Raw genomic sequence first — 12,607 nt, 5'->3', positions numbered from 1 at the left:
TCCAGGGGCGCCCCGGCCGGCGTCAGCCCGCCAGGTGCCCCAGGTCGTTCCAGCTCTCGATGGCCGGCTCCCCGTAGGCCCAGCCCAGCACCGAAAGCGACGTCGGGTTCAGCCGGATCCGGGCCGCGAAGTCCAGCGGCAGGCCCAGCCACCGCGCGCCGATCGACCGCAGGACGTGCCCGTGGGCGAAGACCAGCACGTCCCGGTCGGCGGAGCGGGCCCAGGACACCACCTCGTCCGCCCGTGCGGTCACCTCGGCGAGCGTCTCGCCACCGGGCACGCCGTCCCGCCAGATCAGCCAGCCCGGGCGGGCGGCCTGGATGTCCGCCGGGGTCAGCCCCTCGTACGCCCCGTAGTCCCACTCCATCAGCGTGTCCCACACGTCGGCCCGGTCGCCGAAGCCCGCCAGTTCGCACGTCTCGCGCGCGCGTGCCAGCGGGCTGGTGCGCACCTCGGCGTCGGCGAGCCCGTCGTACGGCGGCCGGTGCAGCCGTTCGCCGAGCAGCTTGGCCCCCCGGCGGCCCTCCTCCAGGAGCGGTACGTCGGTCCTGCCGGTGTGCTTGCCGGACAGCGACCACTGCGTCTGTCCGTGCCGGGCCAGCAGGATGCGCGGTGCCATGGAGGGTGAACCTTTCGGGAGATGTTCGCAAGCGGGACACCTCCATCATCACCCACGCCGGGAACCCGCAGGCAACACGCAGGGACCACGCGGAGCAGGCAGCGGGCGCGGGCAACCCGGCGGGCGTCCACCGCGTCTTTGAGGGCTGAGCCGCCCCGCGTGGGCGGGAGTGCGCACACCGTAAAGTGTCACGGTCGGCCCGCCGGGCGCCGCGCAGCCAGGACGAGAAGGGGGAGGCAGTCGGATGCCGCAGACCGAGAAACCGGGCACCGAGGTGGCTGTGCGAACCCGGTTGCGCTGGTGGACCGAGCTGCCGCTGATCCTGCTGGTGTACGGCTGCTACACGGCCGGCCGGCTGCTCGCGCGCGGGAACACCTCCAGCGCCGTCGACCACGGTCTGGCGATCCTGCGCATCGAGAAGGACCTGCGCCTGAACGCCGAGCACCCGCTCAACCGCCTGTTCACGCACGAACCGTGGCTGGGCGTCCCGGCCGACTTCTGGTACGCCTCACTGCACTACCTGATCACCCCCCTGATATTGGTCTGGCTGTTCCGCAGGCGCGCCGAGATCTACCGGCGGGCCCGCACCTGGCTGATGACGTCCACGTTCATCGGCCTGATCGGCTTCACCCTGCTGCCCACCTGCCCGCCCCGGCTGCTGGCCGCGAAGTACGGATTCGTGGACACGATGGCCCAGTACAGCTCGTACGGCTGGTGGGGCAGTCAGGCCAGCGCTCCGCGCGGGATGGGCGGCATGACCAACCAGTACGCGGCGATGCCGAGTCTGCACTGCGGCTGGGCGCTGTGGTGCGGGGTGATGCTGTGGCGGTACGGCAACAGCCGGCTGACGAAGGTGCTCGGGGTGGCCTACCCCCTGCTGACCGCGATCGTCGTGATGGGCACCGCCAACCACTACTTCCTGGACGCCGTCGCGGGCGTCGCCGTGATGGGCGTCGGCTACCTGCTCGCGCCGTCCGTGATGCGGGTCGCGGACCTGGTCCGGGCCCGGGTCGTCCCGGGCGCCTCGCTCGTCGCAGCCCGCTCGGAGGGCGCGGGTTCCCCGATTGTCAGTGGCGGATGCCAGACTTCGGCGGGTGAGCGAATTCCATCGCAGCGCGAGTCCCGGCCCCGCTCCGGAGCCGAGCCGGACCCTGCCCCCACAGACGCGGGGGACGGCGCTCCGGCACCGGCTCGCTGAGCTGCGCGGCCCCGACGTCCCCGCCAAGGCCCTCGACGCGCGTGCCCTCGCGGCGCTCGCCGCGAACCCGGGGTGCAGGCGGCGGGCGATCCTGGACGGCGCCGGGGTGGACAAGACCGCGCTGGCGAGCGCGCTGGGTTCGCCCTCGGCCTTCGGCCAGTCACAGTTCGCGCTGACCCGGGGCAACGCGTTCGAGGCCAAGGTGAAGGCGGACGGCGGCGCGGAGTTGCTGCGGCTGGTGCGCGCCCACCTCGACCCGGGCGCCGAGCCGGCCGAGCGGGTCGCCGTGCCCGACCTGTCCGCGATCGGCCCCGAGGGGCGCACGGCCCGTACGGCGCTCGCGCTGCGCGAGGCGGCCGGGGCGGGCGGCTGGACGCTGCTCGACCATCCGATGCTGGCCCTGGAGGTGGCCGGCTCCCCCGCGTTCCTGGAGCCGGACGCGGTGGTCGTGCACCCCGACGGCGGCTGGACGGTCGTGGAGATCAAGTCCTTCCCGATGCTGGACGGTTCGGCCGACCCGGCGAAGGTGGGCGCGGCGGCCCGCCAGGCGGCGGTGTACGTGCTGGCCCTGGAGGAGGTCGCGGCCCGGCTCGACCCGGCCCCGCGGGTGCGCCACGACGTGCTGCTGGTCTGCCCCAGGGACTTCTCCAACCTGCCCACCGCCTCCGCCGTGGACGTCCGCAAGCAGCGTGCGGTCACCGCCCGCCAGCTGGACCGGCTCACCCGGATCGAGGAGATCGCCGAGGCGCTCCCGGAAGGCACCTGTTTCGCCCCCGACCTGCCGGCCGAGCAGCTCACGGCGGCCGTGGCGGCCGTCCCGGCGACCTACGCGCCGGAGTGCCTGTCCGCCTGTGAACTGGCCTTCCACTGCCGGCAGCACTCCCGCGCAGCCGACGAGGTCACCGCGCTGGGCCGCGCGGTCCGCGCCGAACTGGGCGGGCTGACCACCGTCGAGGAGGTGCTGTCGGCGGCGCGCGGCGAGAGCGGTGACCCCGGGGACCCGGCGGTCGCGGCCCTGCGCCGCGCGGCGGCCCTGCGGGCCGAGGCCCTCCAGGGGGCCGCGTGTCCCTGATCACCACCCTCGCCCGCCTGGAAGCCGTGAGCACGGGCACCGCGCAACCCGCCGCGACCGTCCGCCACCGGCACCTCTCCGGGCACCCGCTGGTCTTCGTGCCGCTCACCACCTCCGGCGAGGCCGGTGCCCCGCTGGGCGCCCTCGTCGGCACCGACCGGGACGCCCCGCGCCTGCTGGTCGTACCGCAGCCGCGCGACCGCGACCTGCGGTTCGCGTTCCTCGCCGCACTCGCCGACGTCGTGCTGCCGTACCTGGACTCCTACGCCGGGTCCGTGGAGGCCGCCGAGCGCACCGAGACCGACCCGGAGACCGGCAAGCGGGTCAAGGTGGAGGTCGAACTGTGCGCGGACGCGCCGCAGTTGATCGTCCCAGGGCGCGCGGGCATCGAGTACGTACGACTGCTGGGCCGCTCGATGCGCTTTCGGCGCACGGCGGAGCAGGATCCCGAGGCACCCTTCCCGGCGCCGCCCCGGGTGCCGTTGCTCGGCCGCTGGCTGACCCACTTCGGGGAGCGCGCCCGGGTCCCCGGCTCCTCCCTGCTGCTCGCCATGACGGACCTGCTGTCCCGGCACTGGGCGACCGGTCAGTCCGGCATCGAGGACCAGCACCTGGGCGCGCTGCTCGCCTGGATCGACCCTCCGCAGGGCAGCACGGGCGCGGCGGCCGCGCGCACGGCCGAGCTCGCGCGGGACGCGGACGGACAGCTGGTGTGCCCGCCGGCCGGCCCCGCCACCGACCCGGCGTTCGACAACAAACTGCTCGCGCCCGCCTTCGAGCGTTACGACCGGGCCCGCACCGCCCTGGCCACCGCCGAGGACGGCCTGCAGGCCGACGCCCGGCTGGCCATCCTCACCGCGGCCGAGCGGGAGATCCGCGACCTGGTCGAGAGCCGTACCCGGCCCACCTGGGACGCGGTGTGGCACGGCCTGGACCTGCTGCGCCGGCTGCCGGAGGGGGCCCGGGTCGAGGAGCGCTGGACGCGCGACCGCTGGTCCTTCACCGGGCACCGGGACCGGGTGCTGGCCGGTGAGCCGCCGCAGCCGCGCCGGGACGACGCGGTCACCGCGGCCAACAAGCTGGCCACCCGCGAGCGGGAACAGGCCCGGCTCGACGCCCAGGAGGCGCTCGACGACCCGCTGGTGATGGCGGGACGGCGGCTGGCCGGGGAGGCGTTCGCGGGCGAGGTCCTCGACGTCGTCATGGCGTACGGCGAAGGCAAGCGGCCCAGTCCGCGCCCGCTGGTGACCGTGCGCACGGAGGACCGGCCGCAACTGGCCGAGCGCGTGCGGACGTACCGCTCACTGGGCGGCAAGCCGCAGTCGATGGAGTTCGTCGGGTACGAGGGCGAGGGGGTCGTCGTGCTGCGGGTGCTGGACAAGATGGGCCGGGGGAAGGAACCGGAGCCCGGATCGGTCCCGGAGAAGGGCGACCGGCTCACCCTCACCCTGTTCGAGCACGAGCAGCGCGGCGGGGCGAAGCTGCCCGATGCGGAGGCGACCCCGTGGACGCACGGCGGCCCGCCGGGCGAGGGCGTGCCGGAGCCGGCCGACGCGATGACCCAGGAGGACGTCCTGTGACGACCACGGCCTTCGACCCGGGCGCCGAGGCCGCCCGCGCCACCGCCGCGATCCTCCACGACACCCTGCACGGCACCGACCGGGGTGTGGTCGTGGACTCCCCGCCGGGCGCGGGCAAGTCCACACTCGTGGTCCGCGCGGCCCTCGAACTCGCCGACGCGGGCCGCCCGCTGATGGTGGTCGCGCAGACCAACGCCCAGGTCGACGACCTGGTCCTGCGCCTCGCCGAGAAGAACCCGGAGCTGCCCGTCGGACGGCTGCACAGCAGCGACTCCGACCCGTACGACAAGGCGCTGGACGACCTGCCCCAGGTCCGCAAGTCGGCGAAGGCGGCCGATCTGCGCGAGACGCCGGTCGTGTTGTCCACGGCCGCGAAGTGGGCGCATGTCACGGTGGACGAGCCGTGGCGGCACGCGATCGTCGACGAGGCGTACCAGATGCGCTCGGACTCGCTGCTCGCGGTGGCCGGGCTGTTCGAACGGGCGCTGTTCGTGGGCGACCCCGGCCAGCTGGACCCGTTCTCGATCGTCGGGGGCGAGCAGTGGGCGGGCCTGTCGTACGACCCCTCGGGGTCCGCCGTCTCGACGCTCCTCGCGCACAACCCGAACCTTCCGCAGCACCGCCTCCCGGTGTCCTGGCGGCTGCCCGCGTCCGCGGCCCCGCTGGTCTCCGGCGCGTTCTACCCGTACACGCCGTTCCGCAGCGGCACCGGGCCCGGTGACCGCCGGCTCTCCTTCGCCGTCCCCTCCGACGGCTCCGGCCCCGACCGGGTGATCGACGAGGCGGCGGAGTCCGGCTGGGGCCTGCTGGAGCTGCCCGCCCGGCACACCCCGCGCACCGACCCGGAGGCGGTGCGGGCGGTGGCGACGGTGGTGCGGCGGCTGCTCGACCGGGGTGGGGCGGCCGTCTCCGAGCGGGCACCGGAGCCGGCGCCGCTCACCGCCGACCGGGTGGCGGTCGGCACGGCCCACCGCGACCAGGCGGCGGCGGTCCGGGCGGCGCTCGCCGAGCTGGGGGTGGCGGACGTCACCGTGGACACGGCGAACCGTCTCCAAGGACGTGAGTACGACGTGACGGTGGTCCTGCACCCGCTCTCCGGCCGCCCCGACGCCACCGCCTTCCACCTGGAGACGGGCCGCCTCTGCGTCCTGGCCTCCCGGCACCGCCACGCCTGCATCATGATCTGCCGCGCAGGCGTGACCGACCTCCTGGACGACTACCCGTCGACGGAACCGGTCCAGCTGGGCACGGTGGTGAAGTTCCCGGACGGCTGGGAGGCGAACCACGCGGTCCTCGCCCACCTCACCGAGCACCGGGTGCCCTGGCGTCCCTGACCGAGGGAGCCGGGCCGGTGTGCCAAGCGGTGTGATCAGTGTGCGTGGTTGAAGGTCAGCGGAGGGTTGGCGTTGCCGGCGAGGGTGTGGGCGAAGTCCGGCCACCAGGCACCGGCGGGCGGATCCTCGACGCCGCCGTACTCGGGGTCTCCCGGTCCGGCCGTGCCGCGGTGGCAGGTGCCGTCGGACTGGCCGATGGTCTTCACGTACAGGTATGCGTCGGCCAAGGGGACGCCGGTCTGCGTCGTGGGACGGTTGCCGACTCCGCGGCCCGGGGCGTTGCACCAGACCTCGGCGTCGGTGTACTTGCCGGGCGGGGCGGTCCACGCACCCCGTCCGTTCCGGCTGGTGTCCAGGACGTAGTGGGTGAGCCGGTCGGCAGGAGGTGTGCCGACGTTGCTGTCGTACCAGGCGTCGGTCCAGTGCCAGGTCGAAGGATCGTCGGACTCGACAGCGTCGCCCGGGAGCCCGTCGTTGGGGGCAGCCGAGGAGTAGTACTGGCTGGCACACTGGTCGGCCCGCCCGGCGGGGTCAACGGATTCCGTGGCGTACCAGACGCATTTGGACACCCATGTGCCATAGCGGTTGAGCTGGTCGGTCGGCTGGTAGTTCGAGATGTTGAGGGCGAATCCCTGCGCCTGCCGCAGGCCCGCGTCGATCAGTCGGCCGGTGATCTCACCGACGGGCAGCCATTTGCTGTTGCCGGCGTCAAGGTAGACGGAGGTCGCCGGGTCGGCTTCCAGGGTGCCGACGGCCGATCTGACCTCGGCGATACGGGCGGTGGTGAGCGAACCTGTCGGGTCGGTGTCCGGGCCGCAGTCCTTGGGGAGCAGGGCGAGTGAGTCCGGTTCGACGATGACGACGGCCTTGTAGGTGCCGATGGCTCCGGCGACGGCCTTCACCCAGGCGTCGTAGGCGGCCGAGTCGGCCGCGCCGCCGGCCGAATAGGAGCCGCAGTCGCGACCAGGAACGTTGTAGAGGACCAGCAGGGGGACGGAGCGGGTCGCCTTCGCGGCCCGGACTATGCCTCGGACGCGATCGCCGACTTGTCGGGGGGTTCCGTCGGTCAGCCAGACCGCCTCGGGCCAGCTGGCGAGTTCGGCCATGTTGCGCGCGTCGGTCAGATGGCCGGCCCGCAGGTCGGAGAGGGCCTGGTGAGCGGCTTCGCTGTGTGGATCGACATAGAAGCGGGTGCCGCTGCCCAGTGTTCGGCTCGGTGCCGGTCCGGGGGCGGCCTGGGCGCCGGCGGGGGTGAGGCCCGTCACCGCGAGAGCCGCCACACAGGCCGCGAGGGCCAGCCGGCGGAGCGCTCTGCCATTGATCATGGGGTGGAGTCTCCCTTTCCGTAGGTGTGGGTGTGCCGGGCGACTCCGGTTGGGAGCGCTTCCAGGGTGGTTCCAAGTTGGTGATGATTGAGCGCACGAGAGCCCGTGTCAAGCCCGAAGTGGATGACGTATACGACTACATGAGCAACGAAGGCGGCGGTCGCGTCGCCTCACCCTTGCATTCATGTGCTGAACTCGGTGACCCGCAACGTCCGGATCAGCACTACCTTCAGTTCAATCGAGCTCGCTCATCGAAGTGATCGGCCCGTTCTTGTTCAACAGTTGAAGTCGAAGCTATTGACAGCCGATTACGGCGCTGTCATGTTCACCGTCACGGAGCGAAGTGCCCCCTTCTGCTGGAAGCGCTTCCAAAAAATGCCTCCACGGCCGAGCAACGGAGCTCACCATGACAGCTGGTCTCTTCACGTCGGTCCGCGGCGCGGCCACGTTGGTGGCGGCGTGCCTGCTGCTGCCCTTCTCCGCTCACCCGGCGCATGCCAGTTCCTGGGGAAGTCCCCAGACCGTCAACTCGTGGAACGTCATCAATGGGAGGTGGACCGCCAACAACGAGCTGGAGACGTACACGCCGAACTGCGTCTGGTACGACGGCGGCACCCTGATGATCAAGACGTACAAGGCCGCCAACGGGACCTACTACTCGGGCCGCGTGGAGTCGAAGGCGCTCTACGGCTACGGAACCTACAGCTTCACCGCGAACATGCCCGACGGACGCGGGCTGCTCCCGGCGGTGTGGGCGGCCTACCTGAACCCGTGGCTGCCCGAGTTCGACGCCGCCGAGATCGTCGGCCAGAACAACCGCACCGTATACCAGACACTTCACGACCAGAACAACGGGCAGACCCAGTACTCGAAGAACAACTCCTCGGGGTGGACGAACGCGTTCCACACGTATTCGTTCACGTGGTGGCCCGACCACGTCGACTTCGCGGTGGACGGCACCATCACGGGCTCGAAGTCCTACACCACGCCGGCCGGCACCGGCATGCACTTCATCGTCAACACGGCGGTGGGAGGCGACTGGCCCGGCAATCCGGACAACTCGACCTGGGCAACGGCGGACGGCGCCCGCTACCTGAAGGTCTCCTCGATCACCTACACGCCGTACTACCCGTGACCTGACCGGCGGCCGTCCTCCGGGACGGCCGCCGCCCGTGCGGGATCCCGCGAGGGCGGTCCGCACGGTCAGGCGCTGGACCGCACCACCAGATGAGACGGCAGCAGCAGGGGAGTGGGGTCCGCGCCCTCGATGACACCGACCAGCATGCGGGCCATCTCCCGTCCCAGGGCACGGATCGGCTGGTGCACGGTGGTCAGCGGCGGGTGTGCGATCTGCGCCACGGGGAGATCGTCGAAGCCCACGACGGCGACGTCGTGCGGAACCGAGCGGCTGCCCGCGCGCAGTGCACGCAGGGCCCCCGCCGCCATGTTGTCGTTCGCCGCGAACACTCCGTCCACGGCGGGATGTCTCTCGAGCAGCCTGGCCATGGCCGCGGCCCCGCTGGGCTCGTTGAAGTCCCCGGTCTCGGGGGCGTGCGGCCTCCTCCCGGCGAGCAGCATCGCTTCCCGGTACCCCTGGTAGCGCGCACGGCCCACCTCCGTGTCCAGCGGCCCGCAGATGGTGGCGATGTCGGTGCGTCCGCCGGCGAGCAGGTGCTCGGTGGCGCGCCGTGCGCCGGCGACGTTGTCTATGTCCACGTACCAGCGGGGGTCGGCGCCTCCGGGGCGTCCGCCGTAGACGACCGGCAGCTCCGTCTCCGCTGCCAGGTGCGCCAGGGGGTCGTCGGCGTGCAGCGCCATCATCATCACGCCGTCCACGCCTCGGGACCGCAGCAGGTCCCCGACCCGCTTTCGGCCCCGGTCGGAGGCGGCCAGGCAGAGCATGAGATGCAGGTCGGCCTCTTCGAGGACACTGGAGACTCCGGCGATGACCTGTCCGAAGAAAGGGTCCGCGAGCACTGAGGGATCATGCTCCGAGATGACGAGAGCCGCTGCTCCCGCCTGACGCGTGGCCAGCGCCCGGGCCCTGGGGTTCGGCACGTATCCGAGTTCCCGTACGGCCCGCTCCACCGCCTCGCGTTTGGCACGGCTGACATGCGGAGCGTTGTTGAGCGCCCTTGACGCGACGGAACGGGAGACCTCGGCGAGCGCGGCCACCTCGTCGAGCGTCGGCCGTCCCGACCGCGAGACCTCGTTCATCACTTGCCCCTTCATGTCACCGCGTACGTGGAAGCCCTTCCATTCTTGTCTGCGCCGTCCTGCGACGTGCGGCCCGGGCGGGCGTACGCAGCGTGAGTCGGCGGCCCCGGGGTGGGCTTGCGCGGGCGCGAGACAATGGACGGTGGCCATCGGAACGTACGAGGAGGACCAGACATGCCGGAGCCCACGCCGCGACCGAACGAACCGCGGCTACGCCCCGCGCCCCTGCTCTTCGAGCCCGTGGAAGCGGTCGCCGACCCGGAGCGCTTCTTCGGGCTGGAGTCGATCGAGGATCCCGGGACGCTGCTGGCACGGGCGACGGAGCTGACCCTGGCGTTCCGGGTGGCCACCGACCGGGCGGTCGAGTTCCAGGCCATGGCCGCCGCCCAGCTCGCCGACCCGCGCCGCTTCGACCGTCTCACCCCTGCCGACATCGCCGAGCGGGCCGGCTGGACCGAGGACTACGCGAAGAAGATGGTCGAGTTCGGCCGGGACCTGCTGAAGGGGACGGAAGGGACGGAGCCGGCCGAGCCCATCTAGCGGGCGGTCCATCCTGGGGGCATATGCCAGGCGGGCAAGATACTCCGCCGTGCCCCGGCCCGTACCGGTTTCCCGCAACTCGCGGCGAGCGGGCGCTCACGAGGCGTATCACATCCCTATGAGCAGCACACCGCACGAGACCTTCCCCGGCGGCCCGGCGACAGTCGAGGACGCGGCCGGGGTCACCTCCGAGGGAGCCGCCTGGCTCGCCTCCGCAGGAACGTATCCGCGGAGCACGCTCGCCCTGTGGGAGGAGCATCCGGACGCCCCGGTCGTCCTGCCCTGCGGTACCGCGTTCGACGTGGTGAACACCCCCGTGATCCACGGCCGCCGCATGCTCGACCGGCTGTGGGACGAGGGCCCGGGCTCCGGTCCCGTCGCGGTGTTCCGGGGCCGGATGCTCCTGTTCGCCGTCCCCGGCACCGCCGCCCGGCTGCCCGCGCTGCTGGACTGGGAGGAGTGGTGCGGCCGGGGCCGACCCGTACCGCCGCTGCTGTGCCACGGGACCGGCGACGCGGTGACCGTCCCGGCGCTGAACGGCGACCGCTCCCCCGCTCCGGCCGGCGCCCGCTGGCTGGTCGCCCCGGACACCCGGCACCCCTGGCTCCCCGGCCCCGAGATCCTGCTGTGGGCGGCGGTGCGGGCGGCCCGCTCGACCGTACGCATATCGATTTTTCCTCCCGCCGATCAGGATGCTAAGGTCTACGACGTCAGCAGGCGCCGCTAGCTCAGTTGGTTAGAGCAGCTGACTCTTAATCAGCGGGTCCGGGGTTCGAGTCCCTGGCGGCGCACGCGAAGTAGATGACAGATGGGCCAAGCTCCTGGAGCTTGGCCCATCTGTTCGTGCGCCTCCGGTCACAGCGCCAGGGGCTGTCCGGCGGATCATGCCGCAGACGCGGGGTCTGGCACGCCCTCCCCCACTGCCCCAAAGGCGTGGGGGGACCCCCAGCGGCGTTGTCGTCGGTCCCCGACGTCCCCCAGCCTCCGGCCGGGAGGTACCCCCACCGCGTCGCCCGCCGCGGCAGCGGCTGATCGGCCACGGCTCCTCCGCCGTGCAGCCGGACGCACCAGAGACCCCGCTCACCTCGGCCGACGAGTCACCCTTGCTTTCCTGCAACTTGATCCGCCGGACAGCCCCTAGGCCAGCTCCCTCGGGGTGATCTTCACGTTCCAGGCGCCGGACGCCGTGCGCCCCTCCACCTCCACCTTCACCCCGTCCCCGGGCACCGTGAAGCTCTCCCCGAGCGCGACCGGGGCGTCGGCCAGCGGCGGGTAGACCGAGTTCTCCCAGCAGGCCTCGGTGCGCGGATGGGCGTCGACCACCTCGATCGGGCCGCCGCCGGAGGCCGTCTCGTCCCGAACCCGGTAGACCAGGACGCCCTGCCGGCAGGCCGTGCCGTCGTCGCCGGTCGCGCCCCGCGCCTCGAAGGCCAGCGCGCTGTCGGGACCGGTGCGCACCACCGCCAGCTTGGTGCCGCCGCCGAGCCCGAACGCCGGCGCGCCCTCGGGTCCCTGCTGGGGCACCCCCGGCCCGGCGGACAGCGGCTCCAGGGTCAGCCGGGTCGGTCCGGCCCCCCGTACACACACCACCTGGCGCGGATCCAGCCAGCCCAGCTTCCACTTGTGCCAGGCGAAGAAGTCCGGGGAGAGACCGAACTGGCTGCCCATCAGGTCCCAGTCGCCGACATAGGTGTCCCAGTCGCCCTTGCCGTCCTCCGGCCGGTGGTAGAGGTCGGGGAGGTCGAAGAGGTGCCCGGTCTCATGGGCGAGAACCAGCCGGTCCGGCGGGTGCTTCTCGAAGACGGTGACCACCCGGCGCACGTCCGTGCCGTCGACGTGCGCCGGGGTGTCCAGATTGACCACCTTCGTGGCGTCCGAGTCGACGCCGGGCGCGTCCGGGTCGGCCACGAAGTACACGATGTCGTAGCGCGAGAAGTCGACCACCGGATCGGCCGCGGCGAACGCGTCCCGCAGGTAGGCGGCCCGAAGTGGCATGCTCCAGTCACGCTGTATGCCGTACGCGACCGACGGACGGGGCATTTTCAGCCAGTGCCCGAGCGGGTGCGGGCGGATGGTGAACTTCCCGTAGGAAGCCTGCTCGTAGAAGCGGCTGGTGGCCGGGAAGTGGTCGGCGGTGAGCTCCGCGGGGGTGGTGCGGGGGGTGGCGTCCGGGAAGGAGAGGAACACCATCACGGCCGAGAGCGGGCGGGTGGGGCGGGTGTAGTCGGGGTTCCAGGTGTCGACGCCCTCGGAGTGGTGCGCGTCCGTGCGGGGCAGTGCGCAGGGAGCCGTGGAGAACGGCTCGGCGGCCGACGGCCCGGTCAGGATCGTCGTCGCGACGAGCGCCGTCATCGTGGTGAGGACGGCGGCGCTGCTGCGCAGCAGGAGACGCGGCACGGAAGGACCTCCGGGGGCGGTTCGCGGGACACCGCACCCAGACTGCTGGCATTTGTCACGTTATGACCTGTTTATCTGCACCAGAAGGGTGAGGAACCCCCTGCTCGCCGGGGAGCGACCCGAACGGCCGACACCCCGACGTACTCACGGAACGTCACAAGTGATCGGGCGACTCAAGAACCCGTCCAGGTGCGGGCAGAAACGATCTGTCAGAACCACCGGTTCATCGGGGACACTGGACAGTGGCTGGAAGGCCCTCGGGCCAGCCTCTATGATCGGCACACTTTCCTGCACGGACAGAGATCGAGTGCACTGCGGGAGCGAG

At 72.2% G+C, this 12,607-nt stretch carries 11 protein-coding genes and 1 tRNA gene; 8 read left to right on the top strand and 4 right to left on the bottom strand.

The features are described from left to right. Positions 1-22: 22 nt before the first annotated feature. Positions 23-619, bottom strand: a complete 597-nt coding sequence (locus ACZ3KP_RS31815) for a histidine phosphatase family protein (protein WP_358982300.1) — start codon at positions 617-619, stop codon at positions 23-25. Between the two features lie 244 nt (positions 620-863). On the opposite strand from ACZ3KP_RS31815, the gene ACZ3KP_RS31810 reads away from it, so the two are divergent. The 4 genes from ACZ3KP_RS31810 to ACZ3KP_RS31795 are packed head-to-tail and all read left to right on the top strand — an operon-like array spanning position 864 to position 5,803. Further along, a complete protein-coding gene (locus ACZ3KP_RS31810) occupies positions 864-1,817 on the top strand; it encodes a phosphatase PAP2 family protein (protein ID WP_467503651.1) in 954 nt (317 codons plus the stop codon). Then, a complete protein-coding gene (locus ACZ3KP_RS31805; RefSeq protein WP_467503852.1) occupies positions 1,771-2,889 on the top strand; it encodes a hypothetical protein in 1,119 nt (372 codons plus the stop codon). The genes ACZ3KP_RS31810 and ACZ3KP_RS31805 overlap by 47 nt, the downstream gene beginning before the upstream one ends. Then, positions 2,880-4,469 (top strand): hypothetical protein, encoded by a 1,590-nt coding sequence (locus tag ACZ3KP_RS31800; RefSeq protein WP_467503650.1) that lies wholly within the window; start codon positions 2,880-2,882, stop codon positions 4,467-4,469. Before ACZ3KP_RS31805 ends, ACZ3KP_RS31800 begins: the two co-directional genes overlap by 10 nt. Continuing rightward, complete coding sequence (locus ACZ3KP_RS31795) at positions 4,466-5,803, top strand: DEAD/DEAH box helicase family protein (RefSeq protein WP_467503648.1); 1,338 nt, start codon at positions 4,466-4,468, stop codon at positions 5,801-5,803. Before ACZ3KP_RS31800 ends, ACZ3KP_RS31795 begins: the two co-directional genes overlap by 4 nt. A 35-nt stretch (positions 5,804-5,838) precedes the next feature. On the opposite strand, the gene ACZ3KP_RS31790 is transcribed toward ACZ3KP_RS31795, so the two are convergent. Beyond that, the gene (locus ACZ3KP_RS31790; protein WP_467503647.1) at positions 5,839-7,128 is read right to left on the bottom strand and encodes a glycoside hydrolase family 6 protein; all 1,290 of its coding nucleotides are present in this window, start codon (positions 7,126-7,128) and stop codon (positions 5,839-5,841) included. A 406-nt stretch (positions 7,129-7,534) separates the two neighbouring features. On the opposite strand from ACZ3KP_RS31790, the gene ACZ3KP_RS31785 reads away from it, so the two are divergent. Continuing rightward, complete coding sequence (locus ACZ3KP_RS31785) at positions 7,535-8,263, top strand: glycoside hydrolase family 16 protein (protein WP_467503645.1); 729 nt, start codon at positions 7,535-7,537, stop codon at positions 8,261-8,263. A gap of 68 nt (positions 8,264-8,331) precedes the next feature. On the opposite strand, the gene ACZ3KP_RS31780 is transcribed toward ACZ3KP_RS31785, so the two are convergent. Beyond that, a complete protein-coding gene (locus ACZ3KP_RS31780; protein ID WP_467503643.1) occupies positions 8,332-9,345 on the bottom strand; it encodes a LacI family DNA-binding transcriptional regulator in 1,014 nt (337 codons plus the stop codon). Positions 9,346-9,519: 174 nt separating this feature from the next. Between ACZ3KP_RS31780 and ACZ3KP_RS31775 the strand changes: the two genes are divergently transcribed. The 3 genes from ACZ3KP_RS31775 to ACZ3KP_RS31765 all read left to right on the top strand — a co-directional run bounded on the left by ACZ3KP_RS31775 (position 9,520) and on the right by ACZ3KP_RS31765 (position 10,676). After that, positions 9,520-9,885: a hypothetical protein gene (locus tag ACZ3KP_RS31775; protein ID WP_467503642.1), complete on the top strand. Its 366-nt coding sequence runs from the start codon at positions 9,520-9,522 to the stop codon at positions 9,883-9,885. 118 nt (positions 9,886-10,003) lie between these two features. Beyond that, positions 10,004-10,612 (top strand): bifunctional DNA primase/polymerase, encoded by a 609-nt coding sequence (locus ACZ3KP_RS31770; RefSeq protein ID WP_467503640.1) that lies wholly within the window; start codon positions 10,004-10,006, stop codon positions 10,610-10,612. Further along, positions 10,603-10,676 (top strand) — tRNA-Lys (locus ACZ3KP_RS31765). The genes ACZ3KP_RS31770 and ACZ3KP_RS31765 overlap by 10 nt, the downstream gene beginning before the upstream one ends. A 346-nt stretch (positions 10,677-11,022) precedes the next feature. On the opposite strand, the gene ACZ3KP_RS31760 is transcribed toward ACZ3KP_RS31765, so the two are convergent. Further along, positions 11,023-12,237 carry a M6 family metalloprotease domain-containing protein gene (locus tag ACZ3KP_RS31760; RefSeq protein ID WP_467503850.1) on the bottom strand — a complete coding sequence of 405 codons (1,215 nt, stop codon included), beginning with the start codon at positions 12,235-12,237 and terminating at the stop codon, positions 11,023-11,025. Positions 12,238-12,607 lie beyond the last annotated feature (370 nt).

The sequence above is a fragment of the Streptomyces sp. NPDC020958 genome, assembly GCF_055562175.1.
Note: the sequence above shows the minus strand (reverse complement) of the source record. Positions and strands in the feature narration are given on the sequence as shown.